The 23179-nt window shown below is 36.5% G+C and carries 14 protein-coding genes and 2 riboswitches; of the genes, 10 read left to right on the top strand and 4 right to left on the bottom strand.

All coding sequences use genetic code 11. The features are described from left to right. The first annotated feature begins 19 nt into the window (after positions 1-19). Both FSZ17_RS22890 and FSZ17_RS22885 read left to right on the top strand, forming a co-directional pair. Positions 20-1645, top strand: coding sequence for an ATP-binding protein (locus FSZ17_RS22890; RefSeq protein ID WP_082625261.1), 1626 nt, complete (start codon positions 20-22; stop codon positions 1643-1645). Further along, positions 1638-2366: a response regulator gene (locus tag FSZ17_RS22885; protein WP_057772499.1), complete on the top strand. Its 729-nt coding sequence runs from the start codon at positions 1638-1640 to the stop codon at positions 2364-2366. Before FSZ17_RS22890 ends, FSZ17_RS22885 begins: the two co-directional genes overlap by 8 nt. 52 nt (positions 2367-2418) lie before the next feature. Here FSZ17_RS22885 and FSZ17_RS22880 read toward each other — a convergent pair whose 3' ends face one another. Together FSZ17_RS22880 and FSZ17_RS22875 are read right to left on the bottom strand one after the other, a co-directional pair. Beyond that, positions 2419-3453, bottom strand: coding sequence for a 2-hydroxyacid dehydrogenase (locus FSZ17_RS22880; RefSeq protein ID WP_057772503.1), 1035 nt, complete (start codon positions 3451-3453; stop codon positions 2419-2421). A 133-nt stretch (positions 3454-3586) separates the two neighbouring features. Beyond that, complete coding sequence (locus FSZ17_RS22875; protein WP_057772505.1) at positions 3587-4645, bottom strand: AEC family transporter; 1059 nt, start codon at positions 4643-4645, stop codon at positions 3587-3589. 394 nt (positions 4646-5039) lie between these two features. On the opposite strand from FSZ17_RS22875, the gene lpdA reads away from it, so the two are divergent. The 6 genes from lpdA (at position 5040) to sucD (ending at position 14517) form a co-directional block, all read left to right on the top strand. Next, on the top strand, positions 5040-6446 hold the full coding sequence (lpdA, locus tag FSZ17_RS22870; RefSeq protein ID WP_057772508.1) for a dihydrolipoyl dehydrogenase: 1407 nt from the start codon (positions 5040-5042) through the stop codon (positions 6444-6446). 272 nt (positions 6447-6718) lie between these two features. After that, positions 6719-8176: a DASS family sodium-coupled anion symporter gene (locus FSZ17_RS22865; protein WP_057772510.1), complete on the top strand. Its 1458-nt coding sequence runs from the start codon at positions 6719-6721 to the stop codon at positions 8174-8176. A 62-nt stretch (positions 8177-8238) separates the two neighbouring features. Then, the gene (locus FSZ17_RS22860; RefSeq protein ID WP_057772512.1) at positions 8239-11067 is read left to right on the top strand and encodes a 2-oxoglutarate dehydrogenase E1 component; all 2829 of its coding nucleotides are present in this window, start codon (positions 8239-8241) and stop codon (positions 11065-11067) included. A 98-nt stretch (positions 11068-11165) separates the two neighbouring features. Continuing rightward, positions 11166-12392 (top strand): 2-oxoglutarate dehydrogenase complex dihydrolipoyllysine-residue succinyltransferase, encoded by a 1227-nt coding sequence (gene odhB, locus FSZ17_RS22855; protein WP_057772514.1) that lies wholly within the window; start codon positions 11166-11168, stop codon positions 12390-12392. Between the two features lie 35 nt (positions 12393-12427). Then, entirely contained in the window at positions 12428-13588 is a 1161-nt protein-coding gene (gene sucC / locus FSZ17_RS22850; protein WP_057772516.1) for an ADP-forming succinate--CoA ligase subunit beta, read from the top strand. A 26-nt stretch (positions 13589-13614) separates the two neighbouring features. Further along, complete coding sequence (gene sucD, locus FSZ17_RS22845; protein WP_057772518.1) at positions 13615-14517, top strand: succinate--CoA ligase subunit alpha; 903 nt, start codon at positions 13615-13617, stop codon at positions 14515-14517. A gap of 217 nt (positions 14518-14734) precedes the next feature. Here sucD and FSZ17_RS22840 read toward each other — a convergent pair whose 3' ends face one another. Continuing rightward, the gene (locus FSZ17_RS22840; protein ID WP_057772520.1) at positions 14735-19945 is read right to left on the bottom strand and encodes an AAA family ATPase; all 5211 of its coding nucleotides are present in this window, start codon (positions 19943-19945) and stop codon (positions 14735-14737) included. A 109-nt stretch (positions 19946-20054) separates the two neighbouring features. Between FSZ17_RS22840 and FSZ17_RS22835 the strand changes: the two genes are divergently transcribed. Continuing rightward, positions 20055-20228, top strand: coding sequence for a MerR family DNA-binding protein (locus FSZ17_RS22835; protein ID WP_146846584.1), 174 nt, complete (start codon positions 20055-20057; stop codon positions 20226-20228). Here FSZ17_RS22835 and FSZ17_RS22830 read toward each other — a convergent pair. Next, on the bottom strand, positions 20209-20928 hold the full coding sequence (locus FSZ17_RS22830) for a response regulator transcription factor (protein ID WP_057772522.1): 720 nt from the start codon (positions 20926-20928) through the stop codon (positions 20209-20211). The genes FSZ17_RS22835 and FSZ17_RS22830 overlap by 20 nt on opposite strands. Positions 20929-21272: 344 nt before the next feature. Beyond that, positions 21273-21352: riboswitch (ZMP/ZTP riboswitch) on the top strand. Between the two features lie 136 nt (positions 21353-21488). Beyond that, positions 21489-21569, top strand: a riboswitch (glycine riboswitch). A 300-nt stretch (positions 21570-21869) separates the two neighbouring features. Here FSZ17_RS22830 and FSZ17_RS22825 point away from each other — a divergent pair. Next, entirely contained in the window at positions 21870-23069 is a 1200-nt protein-coding gene (locus FSZ17_RS22825; protein WP_057772524.1) for a phosphoglycerate dehydrogenase, read from the top strand. Positions 23070-23179: the final 110 nt, after the last annotated feature.

Below are 23179 nucleotides of genomic sequence, written 5' to 3'. Positions count from 1 at the left end.
AAACTGAAGGATTTTAAATATGATTATGAATAAATGGATGTCTAAATTATCATTAAAAAAAATGACGACATTACTAGTTTTAATGTCAGTCATCGTTTCGTTGATCGCATGTGCCACTCTTTTAAATTTATATGTGTTGGAACGAGAAAACAATGTTGTAAAAGAAAAATTAAAGAATATTGGTAGAATGGTTGCAAAAGATCCCCGTGTCATAAATGAGGTTGAAAATGATTCATCTAGTTCAGCTATACAGGACTACACATTGGAAGTGATGGAATCGACAGGTGTTAGCTTTGTTGTTGTGCTCAATAATGAGCTTATTCGAAAATCACATCCAGATGAAAGTGTCATAGGAAAACCTTTTTCAAATATAGAGGATGCCAAAAAATCATTAGACGGTTCTGAGCATTTTTCAAGGCAAGTTGGTGTGCTAGGAGAGGGTACGCGTTTCTTTACACCTATATGGAATAAAGAAGGCCAGCAAGTTGGAATTGTTTGTGTTGGTTATGTTCAGAAAACAATCAATAAAGAACTATGGAATGCACAGAAAAACCTGTTATTGGGATTAGGATTTGGGCTTTTTGTGGGAATATTGGGGGCACTATATTTAGCACAGCAATTAAAGAAAATTTTATTAGGACTTGAACCTAAGCAGATCGTGGCCAATATTAAGGAACGCGATATTATTATCGATTCAGTAGGTGAAGGGATCATTGCTGTTACGCCAGATCGAAAAATCCTTTTACAAAATTTAAATTTTACAAAACTCATAAAGAATGCCAAGTTTACTGGGGACAATATGAAAGATGGATATCTCGATAAAGATATCTTTTCAACGTTTTTTTGTGAAGTATTTACAACAGGAAAGTCCATTTCCAATCATGTCATTGTAGTGAATCAGTTTGAGTTCATCGTTAATATTCAGCTTATCTATATAGAGAATAGGATCTATGGAGCGGTAGCAACTTTACGTGATCAATCAGAAATGCAACAGCTTATTCGAGAGCTTAGTGGAACTGAACAATATATTGATACCCTGCGTGCTCAAAATCATAAATTTATGAATCAATTGCATACGATTTTAGGATTAATTGAATTGGAAAAATATCAAGATGTCGCTCACTTTATTCGTGTATTAAATGCTGATTATCACCGAGAGATAGGGTTTGTATCAGATAAAGTTAAAAGCCCAGCCGTTGCAGGCTTCTTACTTGGGAAAACAAGCGAGTTAAAGGAGCAAGGTGTCAAGTTAACAATAGATTCAGATTCTTATTTTCCAAATATAAAAATGGGTGAGATGCTTCATGATTTGCTTTTATCAATGGGGATCTTACTAGATAATGCCAAAGAGGCTATGGCGTTAACATCCATAAAACAATCGACGATCTTTCTTCACTATGATGAGGAGGAGGAAGTGATCTTAATTGAAGTGAAGGATACAGGAATAGGCATGGATGAAGGGTTGATGGAAAGGATTTTTGAGAGAGGTTTTTCAACAAAAGGCGGGGCTAGGGGTTATGGATTGGATGCAATTCAATCAATTGTCAAACAATATCATGGTCTAGTTGATGTACAATCAGAAGTAGGGAATGGAAGTATCTTTCGAATGGAAGTACCTTATAAACGGAGGAACATAGATGATTAAAGTTATCATAGTTGAAGATGACCCTATGGTTGCAATGATCAATCAGCAATTTATTGAGCGGTTTGAAGGATTTCATATTGTGGCTACTGTCGGCAGTATTGGGGAGCTATGGAATGTCATTAATGAGGATATTCCTGATTTAATCTTACTGGATGTCTATTTACCAGGAGAAACGGGGATTGATTTTTTACAATCAGTACGTCAAAAACAGCTTTCAATACCCATTATTATGATTACAGCCGCTCACGACATACCAACCATTAAGAAAGCGCTAGAGTATGGTGTGATTGATTTCTTAATTAAACCCTTTTCATATGAAAGATTTGAACTAGCCATAGAGAATTTTCTCCAATACCACTCACTAACTACTAAGTTAGAAAAAACGGATCAGGATACGTTAGATCAAATATTAATAAAAGAGAGAGGTCCTTCATGTTTACATCCTGCCGGAAATGAATTGCATTCAACATTGCCTAAAGGATTATCAAAACTAACCTTAAAAAAAATTCTTCATGTGGTAGTGGATCAAAAGGGGTATTTTTCAACAGAGGATATTGCGAAAACCGTTGATTTATCACGTATTTCAACCAAAAAGTACTTGCAGTATTTAAATGAGATTGGTTATTTAAGTGAAGAATTAAAGTATTTAGCAGTTGGACGACCGATTATGGTATTTCATATCGTTCCTGAGAAAGAGCATTTAATCATGTCTTTTAAATAATTAAAAAGGGTCAAACTTAATACAGTTTGACCCTTTTTCATGGAAATAGTAATCAGCCCTTAGTAACAAGATCTCGTTTTTTTGGTAAAGGGACAGCATTGGCTGTGTGCCCTTTTGTGATAATATCATGTAGGTTTTCAAAGCTTGTTTCAATCATATTGGTAAGTGCTTCATCTGTATTCGATCCCATATGAGGTGTCACTAGGACACGAGGGTATAATTCCAGCAGTGCCTGTACAGTTGGATCTAAGCTTTTTGTTGTATTGTCAAATTTTTGGAAGAATATTTTTTCTTCATTCGCAAATACATCTGTTGCAAAGCCTTCTAGTTTACGAGATTGAATGGCTTTCAGAATGGCTTCATTATCTTGAAGTTCACCCCGAGCAGTGTTAATGAGAATGGCTCCATCCTTCATTTTTGAAATGAATTCAGCATTGACCATCTTTTCATTTTCTCCCGGAATATAAGGTACATGAATACTTACGATATCACTTTCTTTTAATAAATCGTCCAAATCCATAAAGGTAACCGTTTGTTTCGCTGCATCGCTTTGGAATAAATCATATCCAAGAACTTCAGCACCAAGTCCTTTAAAAAGTTTCGCTTCCGTTAACCCAATTTTACCAGTTCCAATAATACCAACTTTACAGTTTCTGATTTCCTTGCTAAACATAGCTTTATCTACTGTGAAATCTTTATTCGCTGTTTTTGTTGTCGTATAGGTAGTATGTCTTAATAATGACATGGCAAGAGTTAATGATAGCTCTGCAATGGCATTTGGAGAGTAAGAAGGAACCCTTGCAACATACATGTCGTAATCTGCTGCTGCTTGCAAATCAATATGATTATAGCCAACCGTACGTGTGAACAAATATTTTACACCGTATTCTTTTAATTTTAGAATGTTTTCCTCATCTGCTATGCAATTTCCTCTTAATAAAACAGCATCCATCCCGATAGCAGTATCTATATTGTCATGTCTAAGTAAATCTTCAATCAAGACTAGCTCAAAATGATACTTATTTAATTGATTAAAAAACGGTACCTCATTTTCCCTAACTCCGTAACAAGCTACTTTTAATGTCATGATCCATTTCTCCTTTGTTATATACTGTGTTAAAGCTCAGTGTTGATAATGCTATTTTGTTGTTGATTGGAGCGGGCCGCCCGCGATCGCTTAGTGCCTGCAGCGGAAATCAACAGGGAAGTTTAATATAGATTTATCCAAATATTCCTGTACTACTAATTAAATTAATGGCGACAATCCATATTGGAATCATCACAACGGCAGTGATCGTTGAAAGCAAAGACGCATTAGAAGCAAGAAGTGCATCCTTATCAAAACTAATTGCATAGGCAGCTGCTACAGTAGCAGTTGGTGTCGCCATCATAATGACAATAACCCCTAAGCTAACAGCACTCATCGGCAGAATTCCTGTTAGTGATAGAATCGCGAGAATAACAATATTGATAATAGGAACGAATACAATTTTGTTTACACTGTAGAATAAAGATGTACGATCTGTTATAGCTGTTTTGAAATTGACAGCACCGAGTGTTGCTCCGATAGAAAGCCAAGCAAGTGGTGAAGCGAGTCCAGATAAATAAGTCATAGGTTTATATAACCAAACGGCAGTCTGGTCGATTCGTAAAAATCCAAAATTGGATATTGTTCCATCAGCAGCTGCAACGGCCACTTGAGGCAGATAGCCTTGGAACATCCAAATGAATAGTCCTAGAAAGGTAGCAATGACAATAGGATTTAAAAACATTTCTTTTATATTTTTTGCTTCCATTTTTAGTCCACTCATTTTGATATAACCATAGGAATATAGAAAAATTCGATATCCAATATTAAAAATGGACGCGTACAGAACACCCTCAGGTCCGTATATAGCACCTACAATAGGAATACCAAAGAAGGTTGTTGAACCAAAAATGGTTAAAACACGCAAGGTATCTTGCTTGTCCCCTTTATATTTAAGATACATAGGTTTAGATACAAAAATTAAAATAATGTAAATAAGTAGTCCCCAAATTAAAATGTTCATTCCTTCAGATAAAGTTTTTTGATCAATATCCATCAAAAAGGATGTGAAGGCCATAGCAGGTAATGCAACGGTTAATACGACCTTTGATAGCATTTTTCCAATCTGATCATTAAAAATGCCTTTTTTACGACAAAAGAAGCCTAGTAGAATAATAAAGATTGTTGAAGTAATGGCACTTTGAATATTCTTGTCAGTAAGCGTTGTCTGAATAATTTCAAACATATTCATGGATTTTTCCTCCAAATCGATTCATTTGTGAACTTTTTCACAAATACCTATAAAAAATTTTAAGCCGGCTGTTTCTTACAAATCCATCATAAGTTAATTTGTCTTAAACAAAAATAAAATGTAATTAACATAATTTATGTAATTAAAGTAAGTGAAATGTTGAGCAAAGTATATGTGACTTCATCGTGATAGGAAAACGTATGCTTCCTTTCGATAATTACAAATCACTTTCTTTATTTACGTATTCTAGAAATGCTAGAATATTTTATTTACATTTAGAACGGAAATAGGATTCTATTATTTGTTCACATGAATGATATTTTACTAATGATTTGAAAGCGTTTCATTATAGACCGCTCTTGTGAACAAAATAAATGTATTAGGAGGATGAAATATGAACACAAATGAACTTCATTCAACAGACACAATTGTAATTGGGGCTGGTCCAGGAGGATATGTGGCAGCGATTCGTGCTGCACAGCTGGGACAAAAAGTTACGATTGTTGAAAAAGAGAACCTTGGAGGGGTTTGTTTAAATGTAGGCTGTATTCCATCAAAAGCATTGATTACAGCTAGCCATCACTTTCATCAAGCTCAAAATCTAGATGCATTTGGTATTTCAGTTCATAAGGTCGAGGTAGACTTTTCAAAGGTCCAAGCTTTCAAAGATGGTGTTGTCAAAAAGTTAACAGGTGGAGTCGGAACGCTTTTAAAAGGAAATAAAGTTGAAATCGAGAAAGGTACGGCTACTTTTGCTGATGCGAATACAGTGAAGATTAGCAGCAGTGAAGGAGAAAAAACAATTCGTTTTAAACATGCGATTGTGGCAACAGGATCACGTCCAGTCGAACTGCCAACTATGAAATTTTCTAATAGAATCATTGATTCGACAGGTGCATTAAATTTAAAGGAAATTCCGAAGAGTTTAGTCGTTGTTGGCGGAGGCGTAATTGGAATCGAACTAGCTGGAGTCTATGCTAATTTCGGTACAAAAGTAACAATTTTAGAGGGACAGAGTGATCTACTGGGTGGAATGGATAGTCAGATTACTTCTATTGTGAAGCGTAACATGAAGAAAAAAGGTGTTGAGATCTTTACAAAAGCTTTCGTAAAAGGTGCGAAAGAGGCAGATCAAGCAGTAGAGGTTACGTTTGAAATAAATGGAGAAGAAAAAACATTGCAAGCAGATTATCTACTTGTGAGCGTTGGAAGAAAACCGAATACAGATCAAATCGGTTTACAAGAAATTGGTGTAGAAATCGATCTTAAAGGAATCATAAAAACGGACAAGCAATGCAGAACTTCCGTACAAAATGTTTATGCAATCGGGGACATTGTAGCTGGACCGCAGCTTGCCCACAAAGCTTCCTATGAAGGGAAAGTGGCTGCTGAAGCGATTGCGGGAGAAAAGGCAGTTGTGGATTATACTTGTATACCAGCTGTTGTATTCTCAGAACCAGAAATAGCGGTTGTCGGTCTTACGGAAGAGAGTGCGAAAGAAAAAGGAATTGATGCTAAGAGTGCGAAATTCCCATTTGCAGTTAATGGAAGAGCGATTGCCCTCAACCAAACAGAAGGCTTCGTTAAACTGATTACACGACAAGATAATGGAGTTGTCATTGGAGGACAAATTATTGGACCGAGTGCTTCAGATATGATTGCTGAGCTTTCATTAGCGATTGAAGCAGGATTAACAGCTGAAGATTTGGCCTTAACCATTCATGCCCACCCAACTCTAGGGGAAATTGTAATGGAAACAGCAGAAGTCGAGCTTGGACACCCTATCCACATTGTAAAATGATAAATTGAAACTCAATCAGTGGGGGTTTTCCGACGTACAGGATGTGCTAGTGCAGATGTTGCGACACGACGTCGCGTACTTAGTCTGCACTCATCCCCCACTGATTGTTAGTTAATCTACGATAAATCGTTCGTTGGCATAAGCAAATGTGTCTAAGATGAACTATTTATGACTTCTGTAACTTATGAAAGTGATATGTAACTTTGTAAAACGCTTTCATCGTTTTCTTTTATTTTACAATAGTATTGTAAGTAAAAAAGGAGGGGAATAAGTTGGAAAAGAAAAAATTGATATCTATTTGCCTCGCATTTGCAGTATTTTTTATTATCATATTGCTTCCAAATCCTGAAAGTCTTCCGATTGCAGGACAAAGGGCACTAGCAATTTTAGCTTTAGCAGTCATTCTTTGGGTGACTGAAGCGGTGTCGTACCCAGTAAGTGCTGCCATTATCGTTGTACTCATTACGGTTTGTATAGGACTTTCACCAACGATCGAGGATCCATCCGTCACTTATACTAGTCAAGGTGCATTAAAACTAGCGTTTGGCGGATTTAGCTCTTCGGCTGTCGGACTTGTGGCAGGAGCATTATTCATCGCTGCAGCCATGGAAATAACAGGTTTGCATAAACGTCTGGCCCTATTCATTATGTCAAAAGTAGGGACAAAAACGAGCAGTTTAGTTTTTGGAACAATTTTAGTTAGTATCATTCTTGCTTTGTTCGTACCAAGTGCAACAGCACGTGCAGGAACAATCATTCCGATTCTAATGGGAATTGTAGCAGCTTTCAGTCTTCCAAAAACAAGTAGATTGGCAGCTTTACTTATCATAACAGCCGTTCAATCCATTTCTATCTGGAACATTGGTATTAAAACGGCAGCTGCGCAAAACATGGTTGGCTTAGGTTTTATGGAACAAGCATTTGGTTCTAATATTACATGGGGACAATGGTTTATATACGCAGCACCTTGGTCCATCATCATGTCCATTTTCTTATTCTTTATTATGAACAAGCTCATTAAGCCTGAAATTGGAGAATTAGAAGGCGGAAAAGAAATTATCAGTGCTCAATTAAAGGAATTAGGTAAGATTTCAACAAAAGAATTACGATTAATCATTATTTCACTCGTACTATTAGTCCTTTGGGCAACAGAAGGAATCCTACATCCATTTGATTCTACTACTGTTACCATTGCGGCAGTTGCTTATATGCTTTTCCCTGGTATTGGAATTTTTTCTTGGAAAGAAGTTGAAAGTAAAATTCCGTGGGGAACGATTATCGTATTTGCAATCGGAATTTCGTTAGGAACTGTATTATTACAAACTCAAGGTGCATCATGGTTGTCAGAAAATACATTAGAAGCTGTTGGATTAACCAGTATGCCACTTATTTTTATCATCATGATTCTAACTTTATTTAACATTTTAATCCATTTAGGTTTTGCTAGTGCAACAAGCTTAGCTTCAGCTTTTATTCCAATTGTTATTGCACTCGTGGCATCAATGGAACCAACGTCCTTTAATGGACCAGGGCTTGTGTTAATTCAACAATTTGCTATTAGCTTTGGATTTTTATTACCAGTAAGTGCACCACAAAATATGCTTGCATATGGAACAGGTGCCTTTACAACAAAAGACCTTTTGAAATCAGGTATTCCAATTACTATCGTAGGTTATGCCTTAATTGTCATTTTCAGTTTAACGTACTGGCAATGGGTAGGTTTGCTCTAAGAAAGAGGAAAAGTTCAAACTTCCTTTTAAATCGTTAACATAATTATAAGGGGTGTCAAAGTATGAATAACAAAACTAGCTCGTGGCATGATGTCTTTGGACCTAACTTAGGTTATTTGTTAGAACAGTATGATCTGTATTTGACTGATACGAATTTAGTGGACGAAAGCTTACAAGGGTTATTTGCGGCGTGGGGTGAACCACAATTAGAAATGACCCAAAATAATGAAGAAGGACCACAGCAAGGATATTCACCGACATTCGTTATGAATAAAATGAAGAAGCTTGTAGATGTATTGAAACTAGCGGAAAATATTCGCACAAATGGTCATTTAGAAGCAAATATTTATCCATTAGAAAAACAAGCTCCATCCAATTTACTCGCTTTGTCTTACTATGGTCTAACAGAAGAAGACGTGAGGGAAATCCCAGCAGAACTGATTTGTCCAGAGAAGAAGGGACAATTATCGGATGGGTTAGCAGCGATTCAATATTTAATGGACGTGTATACGGGCCATATCGGTTTCGAAATCGGGCATGTTGAACCAGAAGAAAGACTATGGCTTCAAAGCAAAATTGAAAATAATGATGGTGCATTATCCTTTTCAACAGCAAAAAAAGCGGATCTTTTAAGCAAGTTGTATAAAGCAGAAGGATTTGAACAATTTATTCAAAAAACGTATGTTGGGCAAAAACGTTTTTCTGTTGAAGGATTAGAAACGCTTGTTCCTTCCATTGAAGAATTGGTCGCTTTATCAGCAGAAGATGGAATTGAAAACGTCATGATCTCGATGGCACATAGAGGTAGATTGAATGTCCTTGCACATGTATTGGAAAAACCGTATGAAGCTATGTTTTCCCAGTTCCAACATTCAACATGGGTGAACGATAATCCTGATTATTCGGAAACAAAGGGCAGTACAGGTGATGTTAAATATCATATGGGGGCTGTAAAGAACAGACAAATCCAGGATAAAAAAATTAAAGTCACCTTAGCAAATAACCCAAGCCATCTGGAATTTGCAGGTTCAGTAGTAGAAGGTTATGCAAGAGCAGCTCAAGATGATCGTTCTGAAAAAGGTTATCCGAAGCAAGATGTATCTAAAGCACTTGCACTATTGGTGCATGGAGATGCCGCTTTCCCAGGCCAAGGTGTTGTATCAGAAACCTTGAATTATTCAAGAATAAAAGCTTATCAAACAGGTGGAACCATTCATATTATTGGGAATAACCGCATTGGCTTTACAACAGAGAGTGAAGATTCAAGATCAACAAGATATTCCAGTGATATGGCGAAAGGATATAGTATACCTGTTTTTCATGTCAATGCTGATGCTCCAGAGGCAAGCTTGGCAGTCATGCGCTTAGCATTCGAATATCGTCAAACATTCAAAAAAGATGTTTTAGTTGATTTAATTGGTTACAGAAGAATGGGCCACAATGAAATGGATGAACCAATGGCTACAAACCCAGTAACCTATAACATTGTCCGAAAGCATCCAACGATTACAGCTGTTTATAAGCAGCAGCTATTAAATGAAAAATCAATGACAGAAGAGCAAATAAAAGAAATTGAAACAACCGTATTAACGATGTTTTCAGAGGCGTATAAAAATATTGATAAAGAAGCTTCAGAAGTTCGTTCGATTGCAGAATTACAAGCGGAACATCATCATGAAATTCCAAAAGTAGATACTACTGTCGATAAAGCAACTTTAACAAATATTAATGCCGAGCTTCTAGAATGGCCTAAAGGCTTCAACGTGTTCGGCAAGCTGCAAAAAATATTGAGTCGTAGACTAGAAGTTTTTGAGAAAAAAGGAACGATTGATTGGGCGCATGCTGAAGCGTTAGCTTTTGCAACGATCTTGAAGGATGGCACTCCGATTCGATTAACTGGACAAGATTCTGAGAGAGGTACATTCTCCCACCGAAACATTGTTTTATCGGATGAAAAAACGGGTGAAAAATATTGCCCATTGCATGCAATTAGTACATCAAATGCATCCTTTGCTGTTCATAATAGTTCACTTTCGGAAGTATCAATTCTAGGCTTCGAATACGGTTACAATGTTATTTCACCTGAAACGCTTGTACTTTGGGAAGCACAATTTGGTGATTTTGCAAACGGTGCACAAGTCATCATTGACCAATTTATTTCGGCTGGTCAATCCAAATGGGGTCAAAAATCAGGAATGGTCATTTTATTGCCACACGGTTATGAAGGCCAAGGACCTGAACATTCTAGTGCTAGATTAGAACGTTTCCTTCAAATGGCAGCTGAAAATAACTGGACTGTTGCGAATCTGTCTTCCTCAGCTCAATATTTTCATATTTTGAGAAGACAAGCAGCGATATTAAATACAGATGAAGTAAGACCTTTAGTCTTAATGGCTCCAAAAAGCTTATTACGTAATGCTTCTGCTGGAGCGTATTTAGAGGAATTTACAAATGGTCAGTTCCAACCGGTTATTGAACAACCAGGGCTAGGAAGCAAACCAGAACAAGTAGAGCGAATTGTATTCTGTACAGGTCGACTTGCAGTTGAATTATCAGATCATGTGGCAGATTCAAAAGCCTTTAACTGGTTAGATATTATTAGAATTGAAGAATTGTATCCATTCCCAGAAGAGCAAATTAGAACCTTAATGGGCAAATATAAAAACCTAAAAGAAGTGATCTGGACTCAGGAAGAACCAAAAAATATGGGTGCATGGAGCTATATCGCACCAAAGTTAGTACGTTTAGTGTCAGATCAAATTAAAGTTTCCTATGCTGGTCGACCAGAAATGTCCAGCCCTTCTGAGGGAGATCCAATTATTCACAAAAACGAACAACAAAGAATCATCAATGAAGCATTAACACCAACGAAAGAAGCGGTAAGTATTTAATTGTTTTTGCGAAAGACGAAAAGCATAAGCTGACGGATTGATTTTTGAACTTGTTAATCCATTGGAAATTCATATTTATTAAAGGATGTGTAAAGAAGATGGCAGAAATAGTCGTTCCAGAATTAGCTGAATCCATTACAGAAGGTACTATTGCTCAATGGCTAAAACAACCAGGTGATCAAGTTTCAAAAGGTGATTATCTATTAGAGCTTGAAACAGATAAAGTAAATGTGGAGATTATTTCGGAATTTAGTGGTGTATTAAAAGAACAATTAAAAGCAGAAGGCGATAACGTAAATGTTGGGGAAACGATCGCTATTATTGATGAAAGTGGAGTTAGCAGTCCTGCACCACAAGCAAATGAAGAAAAAACAGTTGAAGAAAAAGCAACTCCAGAAACAGCGCCTGTTGTAGAAGCAGTTACTGAATCTTCAAGCGATGTGATTGCTTCCCCTGCGGCAAGGAAATTAGCGAGAGAACGCGGAATTGATTTACAAAATGTATCGACTGTCGATCCATTAGGAAGAGTTCGCCAACAAGATGTTGCGAACCATGTATCAGAAGGTCGTCCAGCTGCAAACACAGCACCTGCGGCAGCACCGCAACCAGCTGTAACTGATAGCAAACCAGTAGAAAGAATAAAAATGTCTCGCCGTCGTGCAACCATTGCCAAAAATCTTGTAGAAGTCCAGCATACAGCTGCCATCTTAACAACATTCAATGAAGTAGATTTGACTGCTGTTATGAATCTAAGAAAGAAAAGAAAAGACGCATTCGTGAAAGAGCATGATGTAAAACTAGGATTTATGTCGTTTTTTACAAAAGCTGTCGTCAGTGCTCTAAAAGCCTATCCGTTATTAAACGCAGAGATTCAAGGAAATGAATTAGTCGTTAAGAAATTCTATGATATTGGAGTGGCTGTTTCTACTTCTGATGGCTTAGTTGTTCCAGTTGTACGAGATGCAGACCGGTTAAATTTTGCTGAAATTGAAAAAGAGATTGGACGTTTAGCATTGAAAGCAAGAGAATCAAAACTTGCTTTATCCGATCTTCAAGGTGGTACATTCACGATCACAAACGGTGGTACATTTGGTTCTTTATTATCGACACCAATCTTAAATGCTCCACAAGTTGGTATATTGGGCATGCATTCTATTCAAAACCGACCTGTCGCTGTAGATAATGAAAGAATTGAAATTCGACCTATGATGTATCTTGCACTTTCTTATGACCACCGTATTGTAGATGGAAAAGAAGCGGTTGGATTTCTAGTGAGAATAAAACAACTTCTTGAAGACCCAGAAAAATTACTTTTAGAAGCATAAGAATAGAAAGTCTTACTTTTTGAAGGAGGCATAATATGAATATCCATGAATATCAAGGAAAAGAAGTCCTCAGACAATATGGTGTATCGGTTCCAAACGGAAAGGTAGCTTTTACTGTTGATGAAGCAGTTGAAGCGGCAAAAGAGCTTGGAACAAAGGTTTGTGTAGTTAAAGCACAAATCCATGCTGGTGGACGCGGTAAAGCTGGTGGTGTTAAGGTTGCCAAAAACCTTGAGGAAGTTCGGCTTTATGCTAATGAAATCTTAGGTAAAACGCTTGTTACACATCAAACGGGTCCTGAAGGTAAAGAGGTAAAACGGTTACTGATTGAAGAAGGCTGTGATATTCAAAAAGAATACTATGTCGGCTTAGTATTAGACCGTGCTACATCACGTGTTGTTTTGATGGCCTCTGAAGAAGGCGGAACGGAAATTGAAGAAGTTGCTGAAAAGACGCCGGAAAAAATCTTTAAGGAAGAAATTGACCCTGTTGTTGGATTAACTGCCTTCCAGGCACGCCGCATTGCTTTTAATATCAACATACCAAGCATTCTTGTTGGACAGGCTGTTAAATTTATGATGGGCTTATACAATGCCTACATTGATAAGGATTGCTCCATCGCTGAAATCAACCCGCTTGTTGTCACTGGTGATGGGAAAGTAATGGCACTGGATGCTAAGTTAAACTTCGACTCCAACGCACTATATCGTCACAAAGACATAATGGATCTTCGTGATTTGGAAGAAGAAGATGCAAAGGAAATTGAAGCTTCCAAACATGACTTAAGTTATGTAGCTTTAGATGGAAATATCGGCTGTATGGTTAATGGCGCGGGGTTAGCGATGTCCACAATGGATATTGTAAAGCACTACGGAGGAGAGCCAGCTAACTTCCTTGATGTTGGGGGCAGCGCTACAGCTGAAAAGGTAACAGAAGCATTCAAAATCATCCTTTCTGATCCAAACGTAAAAGGTATTTTTGTTAATATCTTTGGTGGAATTATGAAGTGTGATGTCATTGCAACAGGTGTTGTCGAAGCAGCAAAACAAATTGGCTTAACAGTACCTCTAGTCGTTCGTCTAGAAGGGACAAATGTTGACTTAGGCAAGAAGATTCTAGCTGAATCAGATATTGACATCATTGCAGCTGAATCTATGGCTGACGGTGCCCAAAAAATCGTTTCATTAGTGGGTTAACTGGATATCAGAAAGGGGAATTTGACGTGAGTGTATTTATTAATAAAAATACAAAAGTCATTGTTCAAGGGATAACAGGTTCAACTGCACTATTCCATACAAAACAAATGCTTGAGTACGGTACAAAAATTGTTGGTGGTGTGACTCCAGGTAAAGGTGGCCTTGAACTAGAAGGAGTTCCAGTATTCAATACAGTGAAAGAAGCAGTTCAAGCGACTGGTGCTACAGTGTCAGTTATTTATGTCCCAGCTCCATTTGCCGCTGATGCGATTATGGAAGCAGTTGACGCAGAGCTTGATCTTACAATCTGTATTACTGAACATATTCCTGTACTGGACATGGTTAAAGTAAAACGCTATATGGAAGGAAAGAAGACACGTCTTGTCGGTCCGAACTGTCCTGGTGTGATCAGTGCTGATGAGTGTAAGATTGGCATCATGCCTGGATACATCCATACGAAAGGCCATGTGGGGGTTGTATCTCGTTCTGGTACTTTAACTTATGAAGCGGTTCATCAGTTAACACAGGCTGGAATTGGACAAACCTCAGCAGTAGGGATCGGTGGTGATCCGGTAAACGGCACAAACTTTATTGATGTTTTAAAAGCCTTCAATGAAGACCCAGAAACATACGCAGTAATTATGATTGGAGAAATCGGTGGTTCTGCTGAAGAAGAAGCTGCTGAATGGGTGAAAGCCAATATGACGAAGCCTGTAGTCGGATTTATCGGCGGACGCACAGCACCGCCAGGAAAACGAATGGGACACGCAGGAGCCATTATATCTGGTGGTAAAGGAACAGCAGAAGAAAAAATTCGCGTCATGAATGAATGTGGAATTGAAGTGGCAGATACTCCATCTGTAATGGGAGAGACACTGATTAAGGTTCTTAAAGAAAAAGGGCTTTTTGAAAAGTGCAAAACAAACTAAATTTTCAGTAGGTAATAATGATAAACATTGAGGTATAACAGTCTTTTGACTTAACATTAGAAATACTTTTGGGAGCTCCTATTGTAGAAAGTTTGCTTGTGTGAACAAACATCCAACATTTCTACAATAGGAGCTTTTATGTATATGTCTACAAAATACTTTGATTAATTTACTAATTCTGGAACCTGTGAGAAGCTAGTGGGGACAGGTTCACAGTCTAAGTTTGAAAACTATTTAATTTTTTCTGTTTGTCGAAGATTAAAGGTGTAGACAGCAATTCATCTTCATCTATTTTTATCTTTGGAAGAGTAAAGTAAATGGAAGTTCCTTTGCTTACTTCACTCTCTGCCCAAATTTCTCCGCAATGTTTTCTTATAATTTCTTTGCAGATCGCGAGGCCTAAACCATGTCCTGTCTCTTTGGCCTGACCTTTTTTTGTATAGGATCTGTTAAAAATGGTTTCTATATCATTCGGTTCGATCCCGGTTCCTGAATCATGTACGGCAAAGGTTACATAATCCGATGTATCATCGATGATTAATTCAAGTTGAATTTTTCCCGCTTTTGTATATTTTATTGAGTTGTTTATTAAATTGGAAATCACTTGATCGATCCTTCTAATATCGACATAAACTAATGGATAGTACTGATCTGTTAAATTTGGAATGGTGATGATATAATCTAGGCCACTTTTCTTAACGTCCCATTCATATTGTCCGCTAAGATGGTGGAAGAGTTTGTTAACAGCGACATTTTCCATTAAGAAATGAATATTTCCTGATGTTAGCTGAGATAAATCGAATAAATCTTGAATTAAATGATTCAAGGAGATTATACGATCCCTGCTTCTTTTTAAATAAATTAATTGTTTGTCAGGTGTTTCTACTATTCCATCAATTAATGCCTCAATATATCCTTGAATGGATGTTATTGGAGTGCGGAGATCATGTGAAATATTTGCTAAAAAGTCGCGTCTAAGCGTTTCTTCCTGTTCAAGTTTTTTATTGGCTTCGGCAAGGTTGCTTATCGCAGCTTCAAGGTCAACTGTACGTGCTTTCACTTTATCTTCAAGCATCATATAAACTCGCGCATTGAAAATTGAGATAGCAGCCTGTGAAGAAAGAATCATAAGTATCTGTATTCTATCTTCTGTAAATGCGTGAGAAATCATATTGTTTTCTAAATATAAAATTCCAATTAGCAGATTTTGATACTTAATTGGCAACGAGAGTACTGATTTCGGTTTTTTTGATTTTATATATGGGTCTTCTGTAAATAATCCTATTTTACTTGCATTTTCAAGTACAATTGGCTCTTCCGTTTTATGAACATAATGAATAAGCTGCAGGGGAATTTCATGATGTAAATCATTGATGACCAATGGATAATCTAGAATAGATATTTTTTGTAAATCGCCTTGTATAGCAAGATTTAACTTGGCTTCTTCATTAAGAAATAAATACCCCTTTTCTGCACCAGCATTTTCAATCATAATTTTCATCATGACCACCATTAATTCTTCATAATTGATTTCCTTTGAAATTGCTAGCGCTGCTTTAATTATTGTTTGCGCATCGAGATTTAATCCTTTGGACGATTCTTCTCTAATATGCGGACTTAATCCTGGGTATTGGCTACTAAGATCTTCTGCTTTTCTAATTGTTCCCCAATTTAGAAATTGTTCGTATGCCATTTTCAGATAATAATGACCTAATTGCCTATAACCAATATTCATATAAAAATGACCAATACATTCATAAGTAATTGCCTCATCCTGTATAAAACCATTCTCACTAGCATAATGGGCCGCTTTTTCATAATGTCCAGCGATATCTTCCTTGCTTTTTTCCAAAACTTTCAAAAACTCTGCTTTCATTAAAAGATATTTATGTTGATAATTTGCGGGTGAATTTTTTGACCATTTTTTCATTTTTTTGATATGTTTCTTCATCGTCCGAATATAAACTTTTTTTTCTGCTGAATTCGAATTCTTATAAAAACGACAAAGCCATAATGTATGGTAAAAATAATAATCTGGTGTGATGACAAGGACATTCGTTTTATTAATTAAACGTGTCAGCTTTTCAAGTATTTTTTTTGCATGCGCCTCTTCATTTAATAAAAATGCCATTTGCAGTCTTAATGTGTAATGAATAACGTCTCCAGACTGATCATTGTTAGTAATAGGCATATCAAAATCCGGCTTAATATCCTGATTCATTAGCACTTCAAGCCAATGCTTCATTTCATTAATAAAGTCCACAGATATTCGATAATTAATACTTTTAACAAATTCCAGCTGTGTATTGACCCCTGCCAATACATCTTCAAGCCTCTCTCCCTTTAAGAGAAGAGTCATAATGATGAAGGAGCTTGTTGCCCCTGCTAAATGAATATTGCCAGATTCCACACTATAATGCTGTGATTCTCGTAAATAATCAAGATTTTTGTAAAGCGGGTTTTTCCAATGGTTAACAAATGTTCCGAATACAAAAAATACCCTTGCCTTTAAATCTATTCTATTGCTTTGCTCAACATGCTTTATAGCAAGGTTTCCGTATTCATAACTGGCAGTGAAATTTCCAAAACCTGCACTTTGAATAAGCGAGAAATTATTAAATACTAAACTAGAAGTGTCTGTTTTACCATATTTTAGTGTGAATTGAAATGCTTTAAGCATTAAGTACGTTGAAAGGTTTTGATTTACATGGAATGACGGCGCATTTAAATTAATTAGTGTTTGCAGAAATAATTTTTTCGATTCCTCCTTCATTTCTGGTAAATCGAGAAGGGATGCAGGATTTTTGTCTATAAGAGAAAGCTTAATAAGTAAAAGCTCCTTTGCAATATCAGTCTTACCTGGATTATGTTTAATTTTCCAACTGAATAATTGCATGCCTTTAAGACCAGCGTCTACAGCTTCATTTACTCGATGTAAATGAGTAAATAATTTGATCATCATATTATATAACTTTATTTTTTCTTCTTTTGTATGGGCTTTTTCTAATACCTCATTAAATGCATGCTCAGCTTCATCAAACTTGCTATTTAAATAAGCCGATTCTCCTAACCCTTTCATTATTTGAAAGGTTAAAGCATAGTTTTCTTTCCATGAATTTTCATGCAAAAGCTTCCTCGCATGGGAAAAGTAGACGTAGGCCGCTTGAAATGCAGCTGCTTTTATCGCTTCATTACCCGATACCGCATTTAAGGATGCCAGTTCCTTCCGCTCCTCAACTAACAATAACCGGTCGCTAAAATTTAAATGGGAAACAACCTCAAATAAATCTTCCTTATCTAAATGGGTATTTCCGTTCGATTTTAAATGCCTGCCAATATTCAAATGAATAATTTGTTTTTCATCTAATGTTAGGAGCGAATACAATGCTTGCTGCACTCGATCATGGATAAATAAAAAGTCTGCTTTTTCATTCTGATTATTTTCATTAACCAAAACTAAAAAACCTTTATTTACAGCAGCTAAAAGTAAATGATCTGTTAATTGATTATCCATATTCAATACAGCAGCTAATTTATTGCCATCTACTTTTTGGCCAAAGCATGAAGCAGCTTTTAGTATTTCCTGTTCTTTTTGTGGAAGCTTTTTTATTCGGCTTATAACATAGCTGACAATGTCTTCATTTATTGATAGCTCTTTTAACACTGTGTAATGAATCTTATGCGCGGTCCCATCAGCTTGGACAATTTTTTCTCTTGATAAGCTTCGGAAAATTTGTGTAATAAAAAATGGATTTCCAGCTGTAATTTTGTAAATAATCGAAGATAACTGTTTACTTTTGCTGCTATCTTTCTCAATATCATAGTGAACACATATCCATTGCATAATTTGTTCTTCTGTAAGGGGTTGAAGGGGGATGACGATATTGTCATCATGAACTGCAAGAATATTTCTCAATGCATCATTTACCGGTTTATTTTCATGGAGATCAGTTCCATCTCTATATGCAATCATGATATATACTCGATTTGAATGATTATTTGTGACTAAATAACAAATTAACTCTAATGATGCAGCATCAGCCCATTGAAGGTCATCAATAAAAAATATAAGCGGACAATCATCTGAAATAAGTTTAATCAATTTATGAAACATGATTAAATAGAGGCTGTGATTATCAAATGATGATAGACCCTCAATAATCGGCTGGTTTCCGATGATCCATTCTATTTCAGGCAGAAGAAATGATAGTGAACTAGCATTTGGCCCTAGTTCATGTAGAATTTTTGTTTTCCAGATAGATAGTTCTGCTTCTCCCTTTGATAAAATAATGCGAATCCATGTTTTGAAGGCTTGAATAATTGGCGTATAAGGAATATATCTATGTAGTTGATCAAATTTTCCCTCTAAAAAGATTACCCTATTTTCTATGACACTATTTCGCATTTCGTATACCAGAGAAGTCTTTCCGCTTCCAGAAGTTCCAAAGATAAAAGCGGTTTTTTGATGGCCGCTTAATACATGTTGCAGTCCTTCAGTTAAAATATTTAATTCCTGCTCTCTGCCATAAAGAGTATTTTTTCTTTCGCTTGTCTGTTTGTTTAATATACGAAGAGGGAAATTTTTGACCCAGCCTGTTTTTAAATATTCATGATAACAATGCTCGAGGTCCTTCTTTAATGAATTAGCTGACTGATAACGTTCATCGGGTGATTTCTCTAAGAGCTTCAAAATGATAGTAGAAATAATTTCTGGGATTTCAAGTTGGAATTCTGAAGGTGATTTTGGAAGCCGTGTTAAATGAGAGTGGATAGTTTCTGAAAGACCTGCAGCTGCAAAGGGCAATTGCTTTGTCAGCATTTCGTAGAAAATAATCCCTAGTGTATAAAGGTTAGCGCGGGAATCCGCATGGACATTCATTCTCCCTGTTAATTCAGGTGAGATATAAGCAATTTCCCAAGCAGGAAGTATTTTATTCATTCGGTTACTTTTTAAAGTTTTCCCTTTTATTATAGAATTGAAAATTCCTAATAAGAATACTTGTTGTTTTTCAGTATTGACCATGAAATTATACGGGTTTAAATGAAGAAACATAAAGTCTTTATCATGAGTATTTTCGACAATTTCACATAATTGAATAGCTAAAACAAAAAATTCTTTTAATGAATAGGTTTGTGTATATACATATTTTTTAAAAGGGACACCTCTAAACGGTTCATAAACAGGAAAAATCTCATTGTTTTTTTTCTCTAGTCGCATAGGTGGGACAATACTTGGATGATTCATTTCAGAAATCAATTCAGCTTCTTTCTGTAAATGTTCAAAATCATATGAAGATAAGAGAGAAGGCTCAATTACTTTTTGAATAATGACATAATGGTGATCTATGGAGGAAAAGCCCATGTAATATTTTGCGAATTGGTCAGCATCTTTTTGTTTTAATCGCTTATATCCAGATAGATTTATCAATTTCCTCATCCTTTGGCAAAACTTTAATAAAACTTAAAGTGAATTTATACAGTTCTTATAGTATATATACTAATCTATTTTTAATATAAATTAGATATTGGAGGTCAATATGAAGGAAAAGTATTTGTATGATCGAAAGCCTTCTACTGAGAAATTGAATCAGGTAAACCTAGATAAAGAATGGCTATCCCTTATCATCAAAGCAAAAGCATTAGGTATTTCCTTATCGGAAATAAAAGAAATTTTAAGAAATCACTCCTCAGTTATTCAAAAGCATCGTTAAACTTATAGCCTATTCCTCTCACGGTTTGCACATATTTAGGTTTTGCAGGTTCTGTCTCAATTTTTTTTCTTAAGTTACTAACATGTACCATCACGGTTCGATTATCTCCGAGACTATCCTCACCCCAAATGAGCTGAAAAAGTTGTTCGACACTATATACTCTGCCAGCATTCCTAGCTAAAACGCATAATAATTGATATTCTTTAGCAGGTAAGGTGACTTTTTCTCTTCCTCTTTTTACGACACACTTCTCCATATCAATAGTCAAGTCGGGAAAATGGAGAATGGGGTTTTCCCGAGTTTGCTGTTCTTCACTATTATCAAAACGGCTTTGCCTAGCTCTTCTTAATAATGCTTTTATTTTTGCTACTAACACAGCTGGACTAAAAGGTTTAGTTATATAATCATCTCCGCCGATTCGTAAGCCTAAGATTTTATCGATATCATCTTCTTTCGCACTCAAAAACAAAATAGGAATATTTGATTTTTTTCGTATGGACTGACATGTTTCAAAACCATCCATTCCTGGCATCATTACATCTAATAAAACTAAGTCAAAATCATGCTCCTCAAAAAGAGTAAGTGCCTTCTCACCGCTCTCTGCCATAATTACTATATAGCCTTCATTATTTAAATAAAGATTCAAGACCTCCCTGATATCCTGATCATCATCAACGACTAATACTTTCTCTGCTCTCATAAACATCCCCCTAAGAGTAACCTTTTTACTCCTTTCACTTTTTAATAAAAATAAATGAAATATGCAGTCCCTTTCATCTTATATTACTATAAAAATACCAAATACTCCCTAAATTTCTAATAGATAAAAAATAATCAAGTGCCGAGTATCATTCCGATAATACCTGTCATAATGACAAAAAAAAAGCCGCAATCTTAGAGATACCGCCAATTTACCTGAAATGCTCAAAGCAATTGGCGTTGTGATGGAAAAGGGACAATTTGCGAGCGGGGATAAACGAATTAATTATTTGAAAATTTTAGGTTGAAGGTTGATAGAGGATCTGATAAGATAAAACAAATGAAAAGACTATGTGTGACTGGCGAAAACGGATAACCGTGGGGGAGCACATAGTGTCGAGTAGCCGTTCGCCTGGGCAGAGGTAAGGAAAGTTTTCCTTGCCTCTTTATGTTTATAAGGGGGATCGTGGAGGCGAATCAATACAATATATTTATTTGGATATTCCGCTAACTAAAAACTAAATAATAGATGCTATGATTGTTATGGATCACACTATAACAGGAGCAGCTTCTGGAGAGAATGCAGTTTAACAGCAGCGCCGAAGGGTTCAAAATCTCAGGCAAAAGGACAGAAGAGAGACAAATATTAATACCTATTTGTTTTTTTGACGTCTAAAGAGATTGGAGAACACCAGTCTCTTTTTTTACACTTTAAGAAAGTATAAATTGCCAGCGCAGAAGGTGATCCGACGCAGTTCCCAATTTTAGGAATTAAGTACGACGGACAGGATGTCCTAGTCGGGCGAATGCCACAGGACGTGGCATGTATGAGCGCGATAAGTGCAACTACGCCTCTGTCTTCGCCTTTCCAAGGCTCGCCAATCAGCGAGTTTTCTTTAGTAGATATAAAAAACTATTATATTTAAAGAGGAGAAAACGAAAATGAACACAGTGACTGAAATAAAAGTAAAAACAATAAAAACGTTAAATAATATTGCAGAAAACGGATTGAATGTATTTAATAAAGATCAATATACAATCGACAATGTCAGTGAAAACCCTGATGCTATTGTTGTTCGCAGTTTTAATATGCATACAATTGAGTTCGGCAATCATTTAAAGGCCATAGCACGCGCTGGAGCGGGTGTCAATAATATTCCAGTCGACAAATGCACAGAACGTGGAATTGTAGTTTTTAATACCCCTGGAGCGAATGCGAACGCAGTAAAAGAACTTGTGTTAACTACATTAATGGCTTCATCTCGTAATCTTTTTGCTGGTGTTGGCTGGGTAAAGACATTAGAAGATGAAGGAGAACAAATTCCTAAGCTTGTAGAAGCAGGAAAGAAACAATTTGTTGGAAAAGAAATTAAGGGGAAAACTCTCGGTGTAATCGGTTTAGGTGCAATTGGTGCGCTTGTAGCGAATGATGCGCTCGATTTAGACATGGATGTGATTGGGTTTGACCCGTTTATCTCTGTTGATACAGCTTGGAACTTGTCCCGCAATGTACAGCGCGCTTTGACGATTGAACAGTTGTTTGCTAACTCTGATTATATCACTGTACATGTTCCGCTAACCGATGATACAAGAGGAATGTTCAATGAAGCATCCTTTAGCATCATGAAACCAGGTGTTCATATTTTGAACTTCTCTCGTGGTGAGCTTGTGAATGAAAAGGATATGGCGGTTGCACTTGAAAGTGGAAAAGTAGGGCAGTATATAACGGACTTCCCGAATGAGAATGTGTTAAAAATGAAAAATGCCGTTCCAATCCCTCATCTTGGTGCTTCTACGATAGAGTCAGAGGAAAACTGTGCCATCATGGCGGCTCGTCAGGTAAGGGAATTTCTTGAAACAGGTAATATTAAAAACTCAGTAAATTTTCCAAACGCTTCCATCCCTTATACAGGAAAGCGTCGTTTGACAGCTTTCCACCAAAATGTTCCAAACATGGTTGGCAAGATCACATCTGCTATATCAAACTATCAATTGAACATCGCTGACATGGTTAACAGGAGCCGAGGGGATTACGCCTATACGATCATTGACATTGATAATAAAGTAAACGGCGATATCATTCCTAGTTTGGAGGAAAAAATCAACGAGATCGAGGGTATTATAACAATTCGTATGATTTAAATAAAGTGATCGTCAGAACCGTTCTAAAACATTCAAAAGGGACGAGGTTCCTCGTCCTTTTACTCTTATTTTGTACGTTAAAGAAAGTATAAATTGCCAGCGCAGAAGTC

Origin of the sequence: Cytobacillus dafuensis, from assembly GCF_007995155.1 — a bacterium.
In the GTDB taxonomy this organism is placed as follows: domain Bacteria; phylum Bacillota; class Bacilli; order Bacillales; family Cytobacillaceae; genus Cytobacillus; species Cytobacillus dafuensis.
Note: the sequence above shows the minus strand (reverse complement) of the source record. Positions and strands in the feature narration are given on the sequence as shown.